Here is a 19,975-nt window from a genome sequence, read left to right as displayed (position 1 = left end):
GGGGACGACCCGCGTGACCTCCGAGAGCAGCCTCTTCAGAAACGAGCGTGATCAGTCGTTCGCGCATGGCACTTTCGTTCACGCCTACGTCGACCGTGTTACGCGAAGGCCTGTGTCGCTGTCCGACGAATTGCGGCACGCGGTCCATCAGATCAAGGGACCTTGAAAATGCATATCGACGACACGCGGCGGAGCAATCTACCGTTCACCGCCAACGTTCTGCAGCGTCTCGAGCGCCTCCAGAAGCACATTTCTGGCCGGCCCCTTGAGGTACTTCCTGAGTTCTTTCTCGACCTGAGTCTGCGCCGCGCGCCAGTGCGGCTCAGCCTCTTTCAATACGCGGGTGCCGGCAGGGCTGAGCTTCGCCAGTTTGTAGCGCGCATCGTCGTCACTGGAGACCTCGACCCATCCGGCATCGATGAGCAATTTGATGTTGCGCGAAATAGTAGTCTTGTCGAGCGATAACTCGGCCGCGATCTCGTTATAGGTTGCCGAGCCAAGTCGATGGAGACCGCGAAGCAGGGTGTGCTGGGTGATTTTCAGGCCCACCGGGCGCAAAGCCTCGTCGTAAATGCTCGTCAGAGCGTTTGCGGAGCGTCTGAACTGGGTGCAATAGCATTCGGTGAACATCGGCGATCCCTTTTGAAAGAGTGATCAGTGTATATGCAACTATCGTAGCACTTCCTGACGAGAGACGGCACAGGCTTTCCGGAGAAAGAGGCCGGTACGGGTTCTCACTAGGTTGAAGAGGTATCGATTCTAACTAGACTGTTGCATATACATCGGTTGTAGATGCATCTGTATAGATCAGCACAGTCATAACGGGTCGGTGCGGCGAACATCGATTGTCGTGCGCATCGGTTTTCTTCGGATACGCTGCGCCCATATAGATGCATATGCAACAGACTATCGGCGCCGCTCAAAGATTTGTTCCCCAACCAGCTTCGAAGGAGTTCTCGGAAATGCCCATCATCGTTTGCAACACGCGCGCCGGACTGGACGTCGACATCAAGCGCAAGATCGCCAAAGCGATCACCACCGCCGTGAACGAGACCATCAAGTCGCCGCTCGAAATCATCAGCGTGGTCTTCAATGACCTCGCGTCCGAAAGCAGTTATGTGGGCGGAGAACCGGGCGGCGACACGCTCATCATGTGCAATATTCGCGCGGGTCGATCGGACGACGCGAAGCTCACGCTGGTCAGGAAGGTGAGCGCCATTTTCAGCGACTATGCGGGCGTCCCGGAAGATCGTATCGAAACGGGCCTGCTCGAATACAACCCCAAGTTCATCATTCGCGGCGGCCAGCAGTTGCCTGATCCTCCCTACGCGTGATCGACGGCACGGGAAGTGCACAGTCGATGAGTTCATACATATTTGCATACCTATGCATCAGGAGGCGGGCTTGAATACCAGACACTCGACTGCGACAGCGCATTCGTCACCGAAGATGCTGACGATCGCCATCGCCAGCTTCATGGGAAGCGCCATTGAATGGTTCGACTTCTTTCTCTATGGCATCACCTCGGCACTCGTTTTTGGCAAGCTGTATTTCCCCGGTGGCGATCCGTTGACGGGGACGCTTCTGGCGTTCGGCACGTTCGCGGTTGGGTTCATCGCAAGACCATTCGGCGGCATCGTCGCGGGTCACCTTGGCGATCGCGTCGGACGAAAATTCGTGCTGGTCACGACGCTGCTGGCAATGGGCATTTCGACCACGCTGATCGGTCTTGTGCCGTCGTACAACAGCATCGGACTCGCGGCGCCGATTCTTCTGATCCTGCTGCGCATCGTACAAGGGTTGGCCGTAGGCGGCGAATGGGGAGGGGCTGCTCTGATCGCCGTCGAGCACGCAAATCCGAATCGTCGTGGCCTCTATGGCAGCTTCCCTCAGATGGGACTTCCCGCAGGGTTGTGTATGGCGGTGGGCGGGATGGAACTGGCGAGTCGCCTGCCTGAGACGGAGTTCCTCGCGTGGGGCTGGCGCATTCCGTTTCTGTTCAGCGCGGTACTCGTCGCGGTTGGTCTCGTGATTAGACTCCGTATCGAAGAGCCGCCTGCGTTCAAGAAGGTGCTCGACTCCGACTCGACCGTCAAGCTCCCCATCGTCGAGGCGATTCGCAGATTTCCGAGGGCGATCCTGATGTCCGCGGGACTTCGCTTTGCGGACAATATTCTGTACTACGTATTTACTACTTTCGGCTTGACTTACATGACGAGCCATCTCGGCCTGCCGCGAAAGACGGTGCTGGTCGCCATCCTGATTGCGGCCGCACTCGAACTGCTGACGAATCCGCTCTTTGGTGCGTTATCGGACAAGTTCGGTCGAAAGCAGATCGTGATCTTCGGTGCACTGGTCGCGGTGGTCGCGCCGTTCCCGTTCTTTCACATGGTAGGAACCGGCAATCCGACGATGATCCTGCTTGCCGAGATCATGGTGATCACGATTGCTCATGCGGCCGTGTTCTCGCCGATGGCTGCATGGTTCGCCGAAATGTTCAGCCCCGAAGTCCGTTATAGCGGGGTGACGATCGGATTCCAGTTGGGCGCACTGCTCGCCGGCGCGCCCACGCCGCTGATCGCCACGGCGCTGCTCGCAAAGTACGGTGACTACACTCCTGTGGCTATCTTCGCGATGATCGCGGCAGGCATCACGCTCGTCTGCGCCCTGTTCGCGAGGGTCGTACAGGAGCGCAGAGCGCCGTCAGCGGCGACCCTGATTCCAGCCAGCACGACGCAGGAAGGCTGACCGAACTGACGCCCGAGTCGTGACGCAATCGATCAACCGAATTTGAAATCCGAAGGGGACGTATGTCTAACGAACTTTTCAAGCTTGAAGGGAAGAGCGCTGTCGTGACCGGCGCGGGGCGTGGCCTTGGCGCGGACATCGCTTCTTTGCTCGCAAAATACGGCGCACACGTCTATCTGCTCAGCAAGGATGCGCGAGAACTGGATGAAGTCGCCGTCCGCATCCATCGAAACGGTGGCGCGTGCACGCCTGTCGTATGCGACCTCCTGAAAGACGATCAACTTGAGCGGGCGTTCAGCGAACTTCCCCGACTGGACATCCTCGTCAACAACGCGGGCACCAACATCCCTGCGCGACTCGCCGACGTCAAGACTTCAGATCTGGATTTCGTGATCGGCCTGAACGTCAGAGCGACGTTTCTGGCGACGCGCGCTGCCGTTCGCAAGATGCTCGAAGGTGATTCAACCGACGACCGCGCCATCATCAACATATCGTCGCAGATGGGGCATGTGGGCGCGCCCGATCGATCCGTGTACTGCATGACGAAGCACGCGATGGAAGGGCTCACGAAAGCAGCCGCAGTGGAGCTTGCACCGAGGATACGCGTGAACTCGGTTGCGCCTACGTTCGTCGATACACCGATGACGCAGCCGTTCTTCGAGAACGAGCAGTTCAAGCGCTGGGTCTTCGACCGCATCCCGATGGGCCGTCTGCTCTCGAGCGATCACGTCGCTGCTGCGGTGCTGTATCTCGCGTCTCCTGCCGCCGCGATGATCACCGGAACGAGCTTGCGTATCGACGGAGGATGGACGGCGCAGTAGATCAGTCAAACGCGAAACGGGACAGCGCCTCTTTATCGAAATCGAACCCCGTGCCTGGCCGATCTGGAATCTCGATCAGGCCGTCTTTGACAGGAAACGGCGCCTCCAGGATCGGATCGACCCAGTCCTGCCATTCGAGCCAATGGGCTGTCTCGGTAACCCGCAGAAGGTGCGCGGAGACCTCCGGATACAGATGACTCGAAACGTCGATGCCCATTGCGCCTGCAATGGGTACCGAGCGAAGCCAGCCCGATACGCCGCCGATGCGCATCATGTCCGGCATCATGAAGGTTCCTGCCTTCGCCATGACCGCACGCGATAGCGCACGCGGCCCGTAGAAGTTCTCACCGAGGCAGAGCGGGGTCTTGAGCCCGGCCGCCAGATCCGAATAGCCGTCGATGTTGTCGTAGGCGATGGGTTCTTCGAACCAGTAGAGCCCGAAGTCGTCCAGTTCGTGGCAGCGGCGCACCGCATCTCCGAATCTCATGCCCTGATTGAAATCGACCATGAGTTTGATGTCGCCGCCCACGGCACGGCGGACCGCTTCGATGGCGTCGATATCCTGTTGCAATCGATCGCGCCCGAGCCGGAGCTTGATTGCCCCGAAGCCTCCTTCGGCGATCAGGGCAAGCGCCTCGTCGGCCAGCTTGCCGGTATCGGTGAGCCACAATGCGTTGCTGTTATAAGCGGGCACCGTGCCGATGTCGCCGCCCAGCAATCGCGCCAGCGGGAGATTCACGGCTTTCGCCAACGCGTCCCAGGCCGCCATATCCAGGCCTGCAATGGCGATCATCGCGAGACCTTCGTAGCCGACCAGACTCAAAGACTTGCGATCGGCCTGAAAATCGGACAAAGGCGCGATGCGCTTGCCTTTCTTATTGGTCGCCAGGTCGCTCATGATCGATACGATGTACTTCATCGAATGAGCGAGATACGGTTCGAGATAACTGCATCCGCTTACGCCTTCGTTGGTCCTGAGCGTAACGGCGATGACCGGCCAGTCCGAGAAGCTTCCCACCTTCGACACGATTGGTCGCTTCAACGGAATCAGCACGGGCTGCAATTCGAGCGAATGAAAGGTCAATTGCTCCAGTGGCTTCATGTCGTCCTCCATGCTGATATCTTTTTGGCGGGCTTATACCGATGCGAGGCTAATCCGCGGGCGCGTATTGCATTTCTCCATTACCGAACGACCAGTTCTCCCGTGCGACCTCGACCAGACTGATCCAGACATCTTCCTTGCGCAGTCCCGTCTTCGAGGAAATGCCGTTGGCGACGGCAGCGTAGAAAGCTTTCTTGACATCGATCGAACGACCGGTATTCCAGGTGATCTGAATGAAAACAATCGACGGAGAGTAGGAAATGCCGAGATAGCCATCGGCTGGATAGACGAGTTCGTCGGCGTCGTGTCGGGTGACGATCTGAAACTTGTCGTTGGCGGGGACGCCGGCGATCGAGGTCATCGCCTCGTAGACGGTGTCGCTGACAGCCTGAACGACGGCGTGTGCCGCGGCTTTCGAAAGATCGATTCGGACGAGTGGCATAGTGGCCTCAAAACGAGAGTGCGTGATAACGCCCACTAGGCTAGACTCAATCTATGCTTTCCAAAAGCGAGTATTCAGACTGCTTTGAATGACGGAATGGAATAATGATCGAGGAACTGAAATCTTTCGTGACGGTGGTCGAGGAAGCCTCTCTGACGCGTGCCGCACAAAAGCTGTGCGTGACGCAGTCGGCGGTATCGAAGCGCATCCAGCGACTGGAAGACGTACTCGGCGCGCAACTGCTCGACCGCAATTCCAAACCGCCGCGTGCAACTGCGCTTGCGCATCGCATTCACGAGCATGCCGTGCCATTGCTCGCTGCCTTCGACCGGCTGATGAATGTCACCCGGGAAGACGGAGATCCCTCGGGAAAGCTGCGTTTCGGTTTGCCGCAGGGTATCGCCGATATCGTCCTGTTCGATGCCCTGACCGCGCTAGGAGATGCATTTCCGGCGCTCGACGTGACACTCAAGTCGGACTGGAGCCCCGGTCTGCTTCGTCTGCTCGATGCAGGCGAACTGGATGCCGCCGCGATTCTGAGCCCAAAGGGCAGACAACCCGCCGACGCATACGTGCGCCGACGCGTCTCGACCATCGAACTGGTCGTCGTGCAAAGTAAAAGACGTCCGCTGGTTTCGAGTCGTGCGGCGCTCCCCGCCATCGCGGACGGTGGATGGATCCTGAACCCGGAAGGATGCGGTTATCGGGCGGCGCTGCAACACGCAGTCGAAGCGGCCGGCTACGCGTTGCGCGTCAAAGCGGATACGCACGGCAGCGAAATGCAATTGCAGCTCATCGCCTCAGGCTTGGGACTGGGTCTGGTTCCGCGAAGTGTGCTGACTCATAGTGCATGGCAGCGGCGGCTCGAAGTCGTGAAGGTCGCACGCTTCGCGCCTCAGCTAGACGTGTGGCTTTTGCATCCGCCTCATCTCGGGAATCTCAGCCGCGCGGCGGCGCGCCTCGGAGACAGGATGGAAGCATCGTTCAAAGCTTGAGCTTTCCGTCCCGATTCTCCAAACGTTTCAAAGCGTCGGCATATGCAGATGATGCGGATCGCCCATCATATCGGCGACGCGCCTTAGCGCCTCGCGGCAATCTTCCCGGTTCTGAGGTCCGCCGAGACACAAACGCAGCGCATTCGGCGGATTTCCGTCTGCGGAAAATGCGGCACCGGCCACCGCGCCGATGCCTTGATTCCGCAATTGCAGGGCCAATTCCGGCGCGCTCCAGTCACACATCGAAGGCACGGGCAGCCAGAGATGAAACCCGTGCGGGTCGGCGTCGAACGCGAGGCCTCGAAGCTCGTCCGACGCGATCGCCTGTCTGGCCGATGCCTCTTCGCGAATAGCTTCGAGCACGTCTGACGCGGTGCCGTCGTTGACCCATTGAGTCGCGAGAAGGACGGTGAAAGGACTCGGCATGACCGTGGTCGCACGCAATGCGCCCGCGATCCGCTGCGTCTGCCGCAGCGTGGGCGCTTTGAGATATGCCACGCGTAACCCCGCACCCAGCGTCTTCGATAAGCCCGTCACGTGATACGTCAGTTCGGGCGCGAGTTCCGCGAGCGTGGCGGGCGCATCGAGAGGCAACATGCCGTAAGGCTCGTCTTCGATGATCGGCACGTTGTAGCGCAAGGCCACATCGGCGAGGGCTTCGCGCCGCTGCCGCGTCAGGGTCAATGTGCTCGGATTCTGCAGCGTCGGATTGCAGTAGAACGCTCCCGGTTTCTCCGTCTTGCACAACGCTTCGAACGCATGCGGCAACGGTCCTTCGTCATCGCGGGCCAGCGCCTGCAAGCGCACGCCCAGTTGCGAAGCAATCGCCTTGATCCCGGGATAGGCGAGCGAATCCAGACAGATGATCTCGCCCGGCCGCGCAAGCTGCGACACCAGCGCGACGAGCGCGCCATGAATGCCCGGACAAACGAGCACGTTATCGACATCGCAATCCGCAACGCGCTTCCGAAGCCATTCGCGTCCCGCCGCGCGATCCGCTGCCGTACCGCCGAAATCCTGATAGCGCAACAACTGGAACGGATCGGCACGCTCCATCAGGCTCGCCGCCGACGCGCGCAGTCGCGCTGCCACGAGCGGCGGTTCCGGCGGCATGTTCATCGACATCTCGACGCTGCCGCCCCCGGCGAGCGGCAACGTCTGCGTCCTGCCGCGTGCGAAGGTTCCGCTGCCCGCGCGCGCATCGAGCAGGCCGCGCTTGCGCGCTTCCGCATACGCACGCGCGACTGTCGTGTAGTTGAGGCTGAGCAGGTCGGCGAGATCGCGCAGACCGGGCAATCGATCGCGCGGCCGCAATCGTCCGGTTGCCAGGTCCTCTTCGATCAGATCGGGAATCGTCAGATAAGCGGGCTTTCTGCTCTCTTCGAGCTTTCTGATCCAGTGATGCGCCGGCTGATTCATGACCGCGATGTCCTCGGCAAAGGTTCGATTCACCTTAGCATGACAAATCAATCAAAAGAAAAGAGATCGCATGCGCTGATCGCAGTTGATTGCATTGATCGCTTTTATGCACGGCTTCGGTGTGCTACGCACCACGCAAAGGATCGGCTGCGCTGAAAGTGTGCGCGCATCGCTCGTGCAAGGCTCGCGCCCATGACAGCGAAAGGCCGCCCGGATTGGCCTGCACGAAAATTTTTCGCGTCGCGCATGCAAGTTCGTTTTGCTTGATTGCAAAGTGATTGCATTTTACGGGCCAATCATTGGCATATCCGTTGCGTTTGAGCGTTCGCCGTCGCGATGAAACGAGACGGCAGAAACGTGAACCCAACATCGGAGAATGCCATGCCCGCAGTCAATCAACCGCTTCACAAGAACGGCGACTATCTGGTCGACTACGAAGAGAAAGTATTCGAAGACGTGAAGGCCGAACCTGGCGAAAAAGCGCTCGTCACGTTTCATACGGTTGCATTCGAAGGCTCGATCGGCTTCGTGAATCTGCTGCAAGCCACGCGTCTGCAACGCAAGGGCTTCGACACCTCCGTGCTGCTCTACGGACCGGGTGTGACGCTCGGCCTGCAACGCGGCTTCCCGACGCTCGGCGACGAAGCGTTCCCCGGCCATCTCAACTTCAACAAGCAACTGCAGAAGTTCATGGCCGAAGGCGGGAAGGTCTACGCATGCCGCTTCGCGTTGCAGGCGCTCTACGGACATGGCGAGGCGTCGCTGATCGAAGGCATTCGTCCGATCAACCCGCTCGATGTGCTCGATCTCCAGTTGCTTCATCGCAAGGAGAACGCGCTCGTCATCCATACGTGGACCGTGTGACGATCATGGCCGATGCCCTGACGACGAAGCGCGTCGTGCGCGCCGCCGCCGTGCAGATCGCGCCGGATTTCGAGCGCCCGAACGGCACGCTCGACCGCGTCTGCACGGCCATCGACGAAGCCGCCGCGAAAGGCGTGCAGCTTATCGTGTTCCCCGAGACTTTCGTGCCGTATTACCCGTACTTCTCGTTCGTGCGCGCACCGGTTGCCTCGGGCGCGGATCACATGAAGCTCTACGAACAGGCGGTGGTCGTGCCGGGTCCGGTCACGCAGGCGGTCGCGGAACACGCGCGGCTCGCGAACATGGTGGTCGTGCTCGGCGTGAACGAGCGCGATCACGGCAGCCTCTACAACACGCAGCTCGTCTTCGATACCGACGGCCGCCTGCTGCTCAAGCGCCGCAAGATCACGCCGACCTTCCACGAACGGATGATCTGGGGGCAAGGCGATGCCGCGGGGCTGAAGGTCGCGGAAACGCGCGTCGGACGTGTGGGCGCGCTGGCGTGCTGGGAGCACTACAACCCGCTCGCGCGGTACGCGCTGATGACGCAGCATGAAGAGATTCATTGCAGCCAGTTTCCCGGCTCGCTGGTCGGCCCGATCTTCGCCGAGCAGATCGAAGTGACGATCCGGCATCACGCGCTGGAGTCGGGCTGCTTCGTCGTCAATGCGACGGGCTGGCTGACCGATGCGCAGATCGAAGCCATCACGCCCGATCCGAACCTGCAACGCGCGCTGCGCGGCGGCTGCAACACGGCGATCGTCTCGCCCGAAGGCCAGCATCTGGCCGAGCCGCTGCGCGAAGGCGAAGGCATGGTGATCGCCGACCTCGACATGGCGCTCATCACCAAGCGCAAACGCATGATGGATTCGGTCGGCCACTACGCGCGGCCCGAGTTGCTGAGTCTCGCGATCAACGACCGGCCCGCCACGCCCGTCACTTCTTTCAAGGACACCTACGACGATGAGCGCAAGAGAGAACCTGCCGGCGTCGAGCCGGCAATTGATGACTGAGCTTCAGTCGAGCGGCCTGCGATTGGTCGATCCGCGCGCCGGTGTGTCCAGCCGGCGCGGCGGCGCGGGACCATCGGATCACAAGGCGGTCACCGTCGATGGCGTGACCATCATGGTGCCCGTGCATACGAGCACGGCATGGGATTCGCCGTTCGTCGCGGGCCAGCCGGACGCGAACGGCAACAGCGCGCTGATGCGCAACACGATCCCGATCGCGAGCATCAGCTTTCCGAAGGCGCCGCGCTTCTACGCGATGCAGACACTCGACGGCGTGCCGTATTCGCACATCGCGACGCTGCACAGCGCCGACGTGCTCGCGACGACCGTGCTGCAAACCTGCATCCGTTACGAAAGCCGCCGCAAGTCGTGCAAGTTCTGCGCGATCGGGCAATCGCTCGCGGCGGGACGCACCATCGCGCGCAAGACACCCGAGCAGCTCGCCGAGGTGGCGCGCGCCGCCGTGTTGCTCGACGGCGTCAAGCATATGGTGTTGACCACCGGCACGCCACCGACGCCCGATCGTGGCGCGCAGATCCTCTGTGAGAGCGCGTTCGCGATCAGAGCAGCCGTCGATCTGCCGATCCAGGCGCAGTGCGAGCCGCCCGATGACGACCGCTGGTTCGAGCGCATGAAGGCGAGCGGCATCGATACGCTCGGCATGCATCTCGAAGCGGTGACGCCCGCGGTGCGCGAGCGCATCATGCCGGGCAAGGCGAGCGTGCCGGTGTCGCGCTACATGGAAGCCTTCGAGGCGGCGGTCGCGGTGTTCGGGCGCGGGCAGGTGAGCACGTACATCCTCGCCGGACTCGGTGACAGCGCACAAGCCATCGTCGATATGGCGCGCGATCTGATTGCGCTCGGCGTGTATCCGTTCGTCGTGCCGTTCGTGCCGATCAGCGGCACGCCGCTCGAAGATCATCCCGCGCCCACACCTGACTTCATGCGCTCGGTGCTCATGCCGATCGGCGCGATGCTCGCGCAGGCGAGCATGCGTTCCGCCGATATCAAGGCGGGCTGCGGCAAATGCGGCGCGTGCTCGTCGCTTTCTTCGTACGAGGTGTGACCATGTTCGTCGAAGCCATCGAAGGCGATGCGTTCGAGCTCGACTACACGCCGGTCGAATATCGCGTGAAGTGGGCGACGCTGCCGTGGGAAGAAGATGAAGCGTACAAGCTGCGGCGCGCGGTGTTCTGCATCGAGCAGGGCGTGTTCGTCGGCGACGATCGCGACGAGATCGATGAGCGCGCGCAGTTGCTCGTCGCGCTGAGTTGCGTCGCAGGCATACCGGAGCAGGTGGTCGGCACGGTGCGCATCCACGAGACGGAGCCGGGCGTGTGGTGCGGCTCGCGGCTCGCGGTGCACGCGGCCTTCCGCTCGCACGGCAAGATCGGCTCGACGCTCATCCGGCTCGCCGTATCGAGCGCGCATGCGCTGGGCTGCGAGACGTTTCTCGCGCATGTGCAGGCGCAGAACGTGCCGCTCTTTCGCCGTCTGCGCTGGGACACGCAGCAGGAGGAAACGCTCTTCGGCCGCCCACATCATCTGATGCGCGCGCAACTCGAGGCGTATCCGCCTTGCATCACCCCGCAAAGCGGTTTCGTCGCGCTGGCGCGGAGGCTGCCGTGAACGCGCTCGCCGGACTCGTCGAACGCCTGCGCGAGAGTCGTGGCTTTCGTCACAAGAGCGATATCTCGCATGTGCTTGCGCGTCTTCCTTCGAACGCGCAATCCGTGGCGATCGGCGATGACTGCGCCGCGATCCCCGATGGCGATGGTTACTTGCTCTTCGCGATCGAAGGCATGGTGAGCGATTTCGTTCGTGCGATGCCGTGGTTCGCAGGCTACAGCGGCGTCATGGTGAACGTGAGCGATATCTACGCGATGGGCGGCCGCCCACTCGCCGTCGTCGATGCGCTGTGGAGCGGCAATGCCGAAGACGCGGGCGACGTGCTCGCCGGCATGGCGGCGGCATCGGAGGTATATGGCGTGCCGGTCGTCGGCGGTCACAGCAACGTGCGCAGCGACGGCGCGCAACTCGCGGTCGCGATCGTCGGACGGGCGCGCAAGCTTTTGACGAGTTTCGATGCGCGCCCCGGCGATGCGCTCGTGATGGCCGTCGATCTGCGCGGCAGGTTCGAGGAGCCGTATCCGTTCTGGAATGCATCGGTAGGGTCGCCCGAAGGTCGCGCTCGCGCCGACTTCGAACTGTTGCCCGCGCTCGCCGAAGACGGTCTGTGCGATGCCGCGAAGGACATCAGCATGGCGGGCGCGCTAGGCACGGCATTGATGCTGCTCGAATGCTCGGAGATGGGCGCGCGCATCGATCTCGATGCATTGCCGCGTCCCGCCGATGTCGATATCGAACGCTGGCTCACGGCGTTTCCGAGCTTCGGCTTCGTGCTTTCCGTGCGTCGCGAGCATGTCGGCGAGGTGCTGGCACGTTTCGCCGGGCGCGATCTCGCGAGCGCGGTGATCGGTGAAGTCGATGATTCGCGCGATGTAGTCGTGACGCGCGGCGACGAGACTGCCTTGCTGTGGAACTTTCGCGAGGAACCGTTCATATGTGCGCGATGAACCCATAACGGAGGCTCGGACATGCCTGTCATGCACTTTCGAATTCGCTGGCCGGACGGCGTGGAAGCGAATTGCTATTCGCCCTCGACGGTCGTCGGCGAGTACTTCGCGGCGGGCGAAAGCTATGCCGTCGGCGACTTCGTCGCGCGCTCGCGCGAAGCGCTCAGCATCGGCTCCGAGCGCGTGCGCGAGAAGTACGGCTTCGCGTGCTCCGCGGCGCTCGATCAGCTTGCACGCATCGAAGAGGACGCGCAACGGTTCAGCGAGGCGCACGATGCGCGCGTGACCGTGCTCGCGCTCGATTGACCCATTTGTCGAAGAGGAAGCGGATATGTCGAACATCGAATCCACTCAGGCCGCGCCGGAGCATGTCGGCGTGATCGTCATCGGTGGCGGCCAGGCCGGACTCTCGGTCAGCTACTTTCTGCAACAGGCGAATATCGGGCATCTCGTGCTCGAAAAGCACAGCGTCACGCACACGTGGCGCACTCAGCGCTGGGATACGTTCTGTCTCGTCACGCCCAACTGGCAATGCGCGCTGCCGGGCCATGCATACGACGGTCCGGACCCGCACGGCTTCATGAAGAAGGACGAGATCATCGCCTATCTCGATGCGTTCATCGCCAAGGTGAACGCGCCGGTGCTGGAAGGCGCGGCAGTCACGCGGGTAACACGCGACGCCAATGGCGGCTATGTCGTGCACAGCACGCGCAGGACATATACAGCCGATCAGGTGGTCGTCGCGTCGGGCGGCTATCACACGCCGATCGTGCCGCGCATGGCGGAGCGCCTGCCGCAGAGCATCGTGCAGATGCAGTCGTCGGAATACCGCAACGCCGACGCGCTGCCACCCGGCGCGGTGCTCGTCGTCGGCTCGGGGCAATCGGGCGCACAGATCGCGGAAGATCTGCACCTGTCGGGCCGCAAGGTGCATCTCGCGGTCGGCGAGGCGCCGCGTTGCGCGCGCTTCTATCGGGGCCGCGACGTCGTCGACTGGCTGGCCGACATGCGCTACTACGACATGCCGGTGACCGATCATCCGCTGCGCGAAGGCGTGCGCGACAACACCAATCACTATGTGACGGGCCGCGACGGCGGGCGCGACATCGACCTGCGCCGCTTCGCGTCCGAAGGCATGGAACTGTTCGGGCGCCTGGAGGACTTCCGCGACGGAAAACTGCGCTTTCTTCCGAACCTGCGCGCCAATCTCGACGATGCCGACGACACGTACAACCGCATCAACGCGAGCATCGACGGATTCATCGAGAAGCATGGCATCGATGCGCCGGCTGCCGCGCGGTACGAGCCGCTGTGGCATCCGCCGGGCGAACGCGCGGAACTCGATCTGCAGGCGAGCGGCATCACGTCCATCGTGTGGTGCATCGGCTTCACGCCGGACTTCGCCTGGCTCGACGCGCCGGTGTTCAACGGGCGCGGATATCCGGCGCATATGCGCGGCGTGACGGCCGTTCCGGGCATCTATTTCGTCGGTCTCCCGTGGCTGCATACGTGGGGCTCGGGACGCTTCTCCGGCGTCGCACGCGACGCGCAGTACATCGTCGACGCGATCTGCGCGGAGCGCTCGAACGTGCCCGATCATGTGTCGATTGCGTGTGCGTGAAGAGCATGATGCCTCGCCACGACGACACTTACCGCGCCGGCATGCCGCAACTCAACTACGCGGGCCTGTCCGAAAACTGGCTGCTCAAGGAGTGCGGCGACCGGCACTGGGGCGCGCTCGCGCACGCCACCGGCAGCGACTTCGTCGCCGATGAAGGCACGCGCGCCTATGCCGCGTTCACATCGATCCGGCTGCGCGCGCACGGCATGCACGACGTGCGCGAGAACGACGCGTTGCGCATTCGCACGGAGCTTGCGCGGATCGGCGCGGCGCGGCATGTCAGCGAGCATCGCGTGGAGCGTGAACATGGCGCGATCGCCTCGCTGTCGATGATGTCCACCTTCGTGCGGCGCACCGAGGCGCGCAACAACCGCTCGGTCGCGCGCGCGAGCTTTGCCAAAATGAAGGGCGACATTGCGCCGATGAACGCGGCGATCACCGACATGCAGAACGCCGCGCGTGAACTGCGTCTGCGCGAAGCGGGTCCGCGCCTCGCGGAAATGGGCGTGCGCGCGGCGGATTGCGCGCCGGTCGAGTTTCTGCCGTGCCCGTACAACGATTTCAACGGCGCGGATTTCCTCTATTTCGCGAGCTTTCAGGGCTTCGTCGATCGTGCGGAATGGCAGACCTGGCGTCTCGCGGATACCCCCGCGCTGGTTTCGCGCGAACTGCACTATCACGGCAACATCGATGTCGGCGAGCGCTTGCGGCTGACGTTCCGGCGCGCGTTCATCGACGAGACGCGCGTGGCGCACTGGTGCGAGATCGAACGCACGAGCGACGGCAGGAAGATCGCCGATGTCCTCACGCACAAGGCACGGAGGCGCGCATGAGCCGTCCGCGACGCGTTCCATTGAAGCCGCTCTACACGTCGGCGGATATCGACGGCATCGGGCATCTCGGTTCGCAACCCGGCGCGCAACCATTCGTGCGCGGACCCTATGCGTCGATGTACACGTCGAAGCCCTGGACCATTCGCCAGTACGCCGGTTATGCGGACGCCGCGGATTCGAATCTCGCGTTTCGCAAGGCGCTCGCACACGGGGCGCAAGGCTTGTCCGTGGCCTTCGATCTGCCGACGCAGCTCGGCTACGATTCCACCGATCACGAAGCACGCGCGGACGTCGGCCTCGCAGGCGTGGCGATCGATACGGTCGAGGACATGGCGCGTCTTTTCGAAGGCATCGCGCTCGAACGCGTGTCCGTCTCGATGACGATGAACGGCGCAGTGCTGCCGGTGCTCGCCGCTTTCATCGTCGCGGCCGAAGAGCGCGGCATTGCGAGGGATTCGCTCTCGGGCACGGTGCAGAACGACATCCTCAAGGAGTTCATGGTGCGCAATACGTATGTGTTCGCGCCGGAGCCGTCGATGCGCATCGTCGCGGAGGTGGCGCAGTTTCTGAATGAACACATGCCGCGCTTCAAGGCGCTTTCCGTGTCGGGCTATCACTTTCAGGAAGCGGGCGCGGATGCTTCGCTGGAACTTGCGCTCACGTTCGCGAATGCCCGCGAATATCTTCGCGCGTTGCGTGCGCGCGGTCTGGAGGCCGATGCCGTTTGCGAGCAACTGAGCTTTTTCTTCGGCGCCGGAACGGACTTTTATACGGAGATCGCGAAGCTGCGCGCGGCGCGCCTGCTGTGGTCGGGAATCGCGGCGCAAGAGGGTGCGAGCACGCCGAAAAGCCGCGCGTTGCGCATGCACTGTCAGACTTCGGGCTGGTCGCTCAGCCCGACACGCACGCATAACAACATCGTGCGTACGACCGTCGAGGCGATGGCGGCGGTGTTCGGCGGAACGCAGTCGCTGCACACGAATGCGCATGACGAGGCGCTTGCGCTGCCGTCCGCATCGGCGTCGCAACTTGCACGCGACACGCAACTGATTCTTCAGCACGAAATGGGCTTGTGCGATGTGATCGATCCGTGGGCCGGCTCGTACATGATGGAATCGCTGACGGCGGATCTCGCCGGGCGGGCGCGCGAAATGATCGATGAAATCGAGGCGGGCGGCGGCGCGCGCGAGGCGATCCGCACGGGCTGGGTTCGGCAGCAGATTCACGCGAGCGCGGCGGCGACGCAGGCGCGCATCGATACGGGGGAACGGATGATCGTCGGCACTAACGCCTTTCCGGCAATCGAGACCGATGACGATGCGCCCGAATGCGTCGCAATCGATGGCGAGCGTGTGCGCGTGCAACAGTCGCGCAGAATCGCCGATGTCAAACGCCGACGCGACGAATATCGCGTGAGCACCACGCTCGCGGCATTGACTCGCGCCGCACACGATGATGCCGGCAACCTGCTCGCACTGACGATCGACTGCATGCGCGCGCGGGCGACCGTGGGCGAGTGTACGCGTGCCCTCGAAGCAGTTTGGCCGCGCTATGTGCAGCCATCGGGTGTTACGTCGAATGCGTATGGAACGCAATGCGCAAAGGACGAGGCATGGCACGCCGCGAGCGCACAGGTTGCGCGACTCGCCGAGAAGCTGGGCGAAAGCCTCGCCTGCTGATGGCGAAACTCGGACTCGACGGACACGATCGCGGCGCGAACGTGGTGTCGGCGGCGCTGAAGGACGCGGGCTTCGATGTTGCGATGAGCGGCCTGTTCGCTTCGCCGACGCGCGCAGCGAGGTTTGCGGCGGACGAGAGATGCGACGTGATCGGCATTTCGTCGCTTGCGAGCGCGCATGGAAGTCTGGTGCTCCAGTTCATGCGCGAGCTTGGAGAAAGAGACGTATGTGCGCCGGTCGTCGTCGGCGGGATCGTGCCGGATAAAGATGCGCTTTATCTGCGGAACACAGGCGTGGCGGAAATCTTCGGACCGGGGACACCCGTACACGAGATCGTCGCGCGGCTCGTGCGGTTGATCGAAACGAGCCGCTTCGGTGCGTCGGCCCGGCCAAGACGCATCGCTGATCTAGACCGGAAGAGCGCTACGGTTGACGCAGGTCCGGCTGCGCGGTGATCACTGCTGCCTGCCGTCGGGCGCCGACCGACCGTGCGACGGCTGTTCCAATCGCGAGCACTAGAAGACATGCAGTAGGAACAAGCATCGGCGCAGTGTGGCTCTCGCTGATCTTGCCGACATAGGGCATGAGGTTTTGACCAAAGAAACCTCCAAGATTTCCGATGCAGTTGATGGCCGCAACACTTGCTGCGGCTCGAGCACCCGAGAAGAAGCGCGGCGGAAGCGACCAGAAGCACGGATACAGCAATGGAATACACGCGCCGCCCAGGCACAGTGCAATGAAGCGAAGGGAAACGGTTGGCAGTACCAGGCTTGAGGCGAAGCAAACGACTCCAACGCCCGCAACGACGGTCATCGCTCGAAGGACAACGCGCTCTCGTTTGAGCTTGCCCGGCAGCCACAGCAGGAGCAAGGCTGCCAGTGCCCACGGAATCATGTTGAGCAGACCGTTGACCGTCGACGAGACGCCATAGCTTTTCACCAGTGTAGGCATCCAGTAGGTCACTCCATAGAGTGACGTCGACATCAGCATATAGGTCGCAGCGAACATGAGAACCTTGGGGTCGATGAATGCAGCCCAGGGATGCGACGCCTTCGCTTCGGTAGGCGCCTCCCTTTGAAAAGCTGCCAGTACGATTTCCTTCTCCGCCTGCGAGAGGAATGGCGCGACTTGAACCGAGTTCGGCAGATACTTCAGCGCGACAAAGGCGATAAGAATGGCCGGAACGCCGGTTGCGATGAACACCCACTGCCAGCCCTGCAAATCCCACGTGCCGCCAAGCGAAAGCAGCAGGCCACCGACAAGCGAACCCAGCATGTTTGCCAGTGCGCTACCGAGGGTGAAGAACCCGAGCACCCGCGTTCGATAGCTCTGCGGGAACCATTGCGTGAGGTAGTAGATGACGCCAGGATAGAAGCCTGCCTCAGCTACGCCGAGCGCGAACCTGTAAAAGTAAAACAGGGGCAGCGACTTCGTGAAGGCGAGCAAGACCGTGATGATGCCCCACGTAATCATGATTCGCGCCAGCCATGTACGCGCCCCAAACCGGTGGAGCGCCAACGTGCTCGGCACCTCGAACAGCAGATAACCGATGAAGAACAGCGATGCGCCAAAACCGTAGGCCGCCTCCGTCATCCCCAATGCCTGCACCATTTCAAGCTTTGCGAATCCGACGTTTTGCCGGTCGATGAACGCGATGAGGAACATCACGATGAGCAGCGGCATGAGTCGCCACGCCATCTTTCTCATCACATGCTGTTCAGAAATCGGAATCGAATCCATGTACCCCCCAGAAATGTCGCCTGCGACACTGGCCCCTCGTGAAGACGGGCAGTGGCATCCGATGCAAGATATAAACATATATATCTTTATATCTCTGGATGACATCGACGAACTATGAGGTGTTACCCGAACGATAAGTCGGTCAGGCGCAAAAAGGCACGCACGGGTTGCGCGTAAAGCCGGGAGAACGTTGTCTGTCAAGGAGCCTGCGCTTGGGCGGGCCAGAGGGAGGGTTACCGAATTTCTACTTGATACTGGAACCCTGTCGCGGCACCTCGCGTCGTGCGCCATTCTATCGGCGTTCCGGCGAAGTCCAGCGCCACTCGATTGACCATGATTACGGGGCTGCCGACGTCAACGTGAAGTGCCGCCGCATCCTCTTGATTGGCCTGTTCGACGGTCAGGGTTTCTGTAGCCGATGCCACTATCTGCCGGCAGGCCCGCTCGTAGAGGGGGTACATGAGGTTCCCGAAGTCGTCGAGCGGAAGGGTCGCCAACGCATCGAAGCGGGGTCGGGCGAGCCAGATTTCCTCGCGCAGAACCGGTTTCGAATCGATGAGACGCACTCGGGACAGGTGGATGCTCTTTTCGGTCGGCTCCATTTGGAGCGCATCGCGAATCGCCTTGTTCGGCTTCACAATCTCACGCTTCAAAACTCTGCCGATCGGCTGGACCGGCTGGCCGTCCGCCGATTTGAACCGAAAGAAGCGAAAGAGGGATGAATCGAACCGCGGTCGACGCACGAATGTTCCTTTGCCTTGCGTGCGCGTGACGACGCCTTCTGCTACGAGCAGTTCGATGGCTTTGCGTAGCGTACCGATCGAGACGACATAGGCCTCGCAAAGGTCGGCCTCGGTCGGTAGCGCCTGCTCGGGCGTCCATTCCCCATTGGCGATTCGACGCACGAGGTCATCGCGGATCAGCTGATAGCGCGGAAGCCGTAGGTCGGCGTTAGCGTGGAAGGAGGCCGTGTTCATGATTCATATAGTTAACCACAACTCTAGCTCTCCGTGTGGATTCAGGACGAGTTCGCGCCATTCAACTCACGATTCGCTGGTTTCGGGGCTTACGACCGTCGCTCGCGCGTCGCGGGTCTCCGGGCTTTTTTGCCTTTGGAGGAGACGGAGCGCTGGCTGACATTCTTTGGCACGCGCCGAGGATCGCCAAGGAGCTCGACGAGCCGTGTCTCGCATTCGGAAAACGAGTACCCGCGCCGCTGCGAGACCACGAAGGCGAGGGGGCGCATGTGCCATGCGCGCCGTTGAAGTTCGACAAGGCTTCCATTCACGAGGTCTCCCGCAACGATGTGATGCGGCATGTGCCCCCAGCACAGGCTTCCCCTGAGCAGATCGTGCTTCGCGCCGAGGTCATTGACTCGCCACTGGCGTTCGCTGGCAACCCCCTGTTGTGTCTTTTCTGCATCGGGCTGATTGTCGGTTACGACGAGCTGGATGTGCCGGCCAAATTCCTCCCGCGGGATCGGTCCCGCGATTGCGGCCAGCGGATGCGATGGCGCGCAGACGGTCACCATTCGCGCTTCGCATAAATGCTGCCTTTCTATGGTGCCTGGGCTCAACTCCGGCACGTCCGTGATCGTCACTGCCAACGCGCACGTGCCTTCGAGAACCAGACGCTCGCCGCCCTGCATCGTCGTCATGCGCAGATTGATTGCAACCGTCGGAAATTCCGCCTGCAGGGTACGCAGGCATTCGATCAAATGCGCACGCGCAAAATAGGTATCCACGGCAACCGAGACCTGTGGGACCCCGGCCTCGGCGATCGAAGCCGCGCGCATCTTCATTTCCTCGGTGCGCGAGATCACCCCGCGAGCATCGGGCAAGAGACTGCGGCCCGCGGCCGAGAGCGTCGCTTTCCGGGTATTGCGCTCGAACAGCACCACATCAAAGGCACTCTCGAGCGCGTTGATCGCGTGACTGATCGCCGACTGTGCACGCCTCAGCTCCCGTGCAGCCCCGGAAAAGCTTCCCTGGTCGCACACGGCGACGAAGGCCCGAAGTTGATTGATGGTGACGTTGTCGAGCATAGATATCTAATAAGTAGATGGCACTTATAGATATTCAGTCAATTGGCTTCATGAAACAAGAGTCTCAGAATGGTGTTCGTC

The 19,975-nt window shown here is 61.8% G+C and carries 19 protein-coding genes and 1 pseudogene; 13 read left to right on the top strand and 7 right to left on the bottom strand.

Translation table 11 applies throughout. The annotated features are described in order from the left end of the window. Positions 1-198 precede the first annotated feature (198 nt). Complete coding sequence (locus tag QCE73_RS25975; RefSeq protein ID WP_035498297.1) at positions 199-630, bottom strand: MarR family winged helix-turn-helix transcriptional regulator; 432 nt, start codon at positions 628-630, stop codon at positions 199-201. 332 nt (positions 631-962) lie between these two features. On the opposite strand from QCE73_RS25975, the gene QCE73_RS25970 reads away from it, so the two are divergent. The 3 genes from QCE73_RS25970 (at position 963) to QCE73_RS25960 (ending at position 3,569) form a co-directional block, all read left to right on the top strand. Next, complete coding sequence (locus QCE73_RS25970; protein ID WP_187603290.1) at positions 963-1,334, top strand: tautomerase family protein; 372 nt, start codon at positions 963-965, stop codon at positions 1,332-1,334. Further along, entirely contained in the window at positions 1,231-2,748 is a 1,518-nt protein-coding gene (locus QCE73_RS25965) for an MFS transporter (protein WP_309884167.1), read from the top strand. The genes QCE73_RS25970 and QCE73_RS25965 overlap by 104 nt, the downstream gene beginning before the upstream one ends. A gap of 62 nt (positions 2,749-2,810) precedes the next feature. Then, positions 2,811-3,569, top strand: a complete 759-nt coding sequence (locus QCE73_RS25960; protein ID WP_309884166.1) for an SDR family oxidoreductase — start codon at positions 2,811-2,813, stop codon at positions 3,567-3,569. Between the two features lies 1 nt (position 3,570). Here QCE73_RS25960 and QCE73_RS25955 read toward each other — a convergent pair whose 3' ends face one another. Together QCE73_RS25955 and QCE73_RS25950 are read right to left on the bottom strand one after the other, a co-directional pair. Beyond that, positions 3,571-4,683, bottom strand: a complete 1,113-nt coding sequence (locus QCE73_RS25955; protein WP_309884165.1) for an enolase C-terminal domain-like protein — start codon at positions 4,681-4,683, stop codon at positions 3,571-3,573. A gap of 37 nt (positions 4,684-4,720) precedes the next feature. Then, a complete protein-coding gene (locus QCE73_RS25950; RefSeq protein ID WP_309884211.1) occupies positions 4,721-5,113 on the bottom strand; it encodes a tautomerase family protein in 393 nt (130 codons plus the stop codon). A 104-nt stretch (positions 5,114-5,217) separates the two neighbouring features. Here QCE73_RS25950 and QCE73_RS25945 point away from each other — a divergent pair, with 104 nt between their 5' ends. Continuing rightward, positions 5,218-6,108, top strand: a complete 891-nt coding sequence (locus QCE73_RS25945) for a LysR family transcriptional regulator (RefSeq protein ID WP_309884164.1) — start codon at positions 5,218-5,220, stop codon at positions 6,106-6,108. Between the two features lie 27 nt (positions 6,109-6,135). Here the strand turns inward: QCE73_RS25945 and QCE73_RS25940 are convergent, their stop codons facing one another. Further along, positions 6,136-7,527, bottom strand: coding sequence for a PLP-dependent aminotransferase family protein (locus QCE73_RS25940; protein WP_309884163.1), 1,392 nt, complete (start codon positions 7,525-7,527; stop codon positions 6,136-6,138). Between the two features lie 381 nt (positions 7,528-7,908). Between QCE73_RS25940 and QCE73_RS25935 the strand changes: the two genes are divergently transcribed. The 9 genes and pseudogenes from QCE73_RS25935 (at position 7,909) to scpA (ending at position 16,565) form a co-directional block, all read left to right on the top strand. Next, positions 7,909-8,391 (top strand): MSMEG_0572/Sll0783 family nitrogen starvation response protein, encoded by a 483-nt coding sequence (locus QCE73_RS25935; RefSeq protein ID WP_016348771.1) that lies wholly within the window; start codon positions 7,909-7,911, stop codon positions 8,389-8,391. Between the two features lie 5 nt (positions 8,392-8,396). Beyond that, positions 8,397-9,404: a Nit6803 family nitrilase gene (locus QCE73_RS25930; RefSeq protein WP_309884162.1), complete on the top strand. Its 1,008-nt coding sequence runs from the start codon at positions 8,397-8,399 to the stop codon at positions 9,402-9,404. Next, positions 9,397-10,467 carry an MSMEG_0568 family radical SAM protein gene (locus QCE73_RS25925; RefSeq protein WP_309884210.1) on the top strand — a complete coding sequence of 357 codons (1,071 nt, stop codon included), beginning with the start codon at positions 9,397-9,399 and terminating at the stop codon, positions 10,465-10,467. The genes QCE73_RS25930 and QCE73_RS25925 overlap by 8 nt, the downstream gene beginning before the upstream one ends. A 2-nt stretch (positions 10,468-10,469) precedes the next feature. Further along, the gene (locus tag QCE73_RS25920) at positions 10,470-11,030 is read left to right on the top strand and encodes an MSMEG_0567/Sll0786 family nitrogen starvation N-acetyltransferase (protein WP_309884160.1); all 561 of its coding nucleotides are present in this window, start codon (positions 10,470-10,472) and stop codon (positions 11,028-11,030) included. After that, entirely contained in the window at positions 11,027-11,977 is a 951-nt protein-coding gene (locus QCE73_RS25915) for a sll0787 family AIR synthase-like protein (RefSeq protein WP_309884159.1), read from the top strand. Before QCE73_RS25920 ends, QCE73_RS25915 begins: the two co-directional genes overlap by 4 nt. Before the next feature lie 21 nt (positions 11,978-11,998). After that, a complete protein-coding gene (locus QCE73_RS25910; protein ID WP_309884158.1) occupies positions 11,999-12,283 on the top strand; it encodes an MSMEG_0570 family nitrogen starvation response protein in 285 nt (94 codons plus the stop codon). Between the two features lie 25 nt (positions 12,284-12,308). Then, positions 12,309-13,598, top strand: coding sequence for an MSMEG_0569 family flavin-dependent oxidoreductase (locus tag QCE73_RS25905; protein WP_309884157.1), 1,290 nt, complete (start codon positions 12,309-12,311; stop codon positions 13,596-13,598). Between the two features lie 8 nt (positions 13,599-13,606). Then, the gene (locus QCE73_RS25900) at positions 13,607-14,431 is read left to right on the top strand and encodes a Pnap_2097 family protein (RefSeq protein ID WP_309884209.1); all 825 of its coding nucleotides are present in this window, start codon (positions 13,607-13,609) and stop codon (positions 14,429-14,431) included. Then, positions 14,428-16,565: pseudogene (gene scpA / locus QCE73_RS25895) on the top strand (methylmalonyl-CoA mutase). The gene QCE73_RS25900 and the pseudogene scpA overlap by 4 nt, the downstream one beginning before the upstream one ends. On the opposite strand, the gene QCE73_RS25890 reads toward scpA, so the two are convergent. The 3 genes from QCE73_RS25890 to QCE73_RS25880 all read right to left on the bottom strand — a co-directional run bounded on the left by QCE73_RS25890 (position 16,534) and on the right by QCE73_RS25880 (position 19,894). Beyond that, positions 16,534-17,850, bottom strand: coding sequence for an MFS transporter (locus QCE73_RS25890; RefSeq protein ID WP_309884156.1), 1,317 nt, complete (start codon positions 17,848-17,850; stop codon positions 16,534-16,536). The pseudogene scpA and the gene QCE73_RS25890 overlap by 32 nt on opposite strands. 233 nt (positions 17,851-18,083) lie before the next feature. Beyond that, entirely contained in the window at positions 18,084-18,827 is a 744-nt protein-coding gene (locus QCE73_RS25885) for a GntR family transcriptional regulator (RefSeq protein ID WP_250487709.1), read from the bottom strand. A gap of 89 nt (positions 18,828-18,916) precedes the next feature. Beyond that, the gene (locus QCE73_RS25880; protein ID WP_309884155.1) at positions 18,917-19,894 is read right to left on the bottom strand and encodes a LysR family transcriptional regulator; all 978 of its coding nucleotides are present in this window, start codon (positions 19,892-19,894) and stop codon (positions 18,917-18,919) included. Positions 19,895-19,975 lie beyond the last annotated feature (81 nt).

The sequence above is a fragment of the Caballeronia sp. LZ029 genome, assembly GCF_031451275.1.
Classification (GTDB): Bacteria; Pseudomonadota; Gammaproteobacteria; order Burkholderiales; family Burkholderiaceae; genus Caballeronia; species Caballeronia jiangsuensis.
The sequence above is the reverse complement of the archived record's forward strand: the minus strand, read 5'-3'. Positions and strand labels throughout refer to the sequence as shown.

What these genes read in the sequence shown, in the direction of transcription:
- QCE73_RS25970 (WP_187603290.1), top strand. Translation starts at nt 963, where the DNA reads ATGCCCATCATCGTTTGCAACACGCGCGCCGGACTGGACGTCGACATC.
- QCE73_RS25940 (WP_309884163.1), bottom strand. Translation starts at nt 7,527, where the DNA reads ATGAATCAGCCGGCGCATCACTGGATCAGAAAGCTCGAAGAGAGCAGA.
- QCE73_RS25925 (WP_309884210.1), top strand. Translation starts at nt 9,397, where the DNA reads ATGACTGAGCTTCAGTCGAGCGGCCTGCGATTGGTCGATCCGCGCGCC.
- QCE73_RS25950 (WP_309884211.1), bottom strand. Translation starts at nt 5,113, where the DNA reads ATGCCACTCGTCCGAATCGATCTTTCGAAAGCCGCGGCACACGCCGTC.
- QCE73_RS25920 (WP_309884160.1), top strand. Translation starts at nt 10,470, where the DNA reads ATGTTCGTCGAAGCCATCGAAGGCGATGCGTTCGAGCTCGACTACACG.
- QCE73_RS25890 (WP_309884156.1), bottom strand. Translation starts at nt 17,850, where the DNA reads ATGGATTCGATTCCGATTTCTGAACAGCATGTGATGAGAAAGATGGCG.
- QCE73_RS25880 (WP_309884155.1), bottom strand. Translation starts at nt 19,894, where the DNA reads ATGCTCGACAACGTCACCATCAATCAACTTCGGGCCTTCGTCGCCGTG.
- QCE73_RS25945 (WP_309884164.1), top strand. Translation starts at nt 5,218, where the DNA reads ATGATCGAGGAACTGAAATCTTTCGTGACGGTGGTCGAGGAAGCCTCT.
- QCE73_RS25935 (WP_016348771.1), top strand. Translation starts at nt 7,909, where the DNA reads ATGCCCGCAGTCAATCAACCGCTTCACAAGAACGGCGACTATCTGGTC.
- QCE73_RS25905 (WP_309884157.1), top strand. Translation starts at nt 12,309, where the DNA reads ATGTCGAACATCGAATCCACTCAGGCCGCGCCGGAGCATGTCGGCGTG.
- QCE73_RS25955 (WP_309884165.1), bottom strand. Translation starts at nt 4,683, where the DNA reads ATGGAGGACGACATGAAGCCACTGGAGCAATTGACCTTTCATTCGCTC.
- QCE73_RS25975 (WP_035498297.1), bottom strand. Translation starts at nt 630, where the DNA reads ATGTTCACCGAATGCTATTGCACCCAGTTCAGACGCTCCGCAAACGCT.
- QCE73_RS25965 (WP_309884167.1), top strand. Translation starts at nt 1,231, where the DNA reads ATGCGGGCGTCCCGGAAGATCGTATCGAAACGGGCCTGCTCGAATACA.
- QCE73_RS25930 (WP_309884162.1), top strand. Translation starts at nt 8,397, where the DNA reads ATGGCCGATGCCCTGACGACGAAGCGCGTCGTGCGCGCCGCCGCCGTG.
- QCE73_RS25900 (WP_309884209.1), top strand. Translation starts at nt 13,607, where the DNA reads ATGCCTCGCCACGACGACACTTACCGCGCCGGCATGCCGCAACTCAAC.
- QCE73_RS25885 (WP_250487709.1), bottom strand. Translation starts at nt 18,827, where the DNA reads ATGAACACGGCCTCCTTCCACGCTAACGCCGACCTACGGCTTCCGCGC.
- QCE73_RS25960 (WP_309884166.1), top strand. Translation starts at nt 2,811, where the DNA reads ATGTCTAACGAACTTTTCAAGCTTGAAGGGAAGAGCGCTGTCGTGACC.
- QCE73_RS25910 (WP_309884158.1), top strand. Translation starts at nt 11,999, where the DNA reads ATGCCTGTCATGCACTTTCGAATTCGCTGGCCGGACGGCGTGGAAGCG.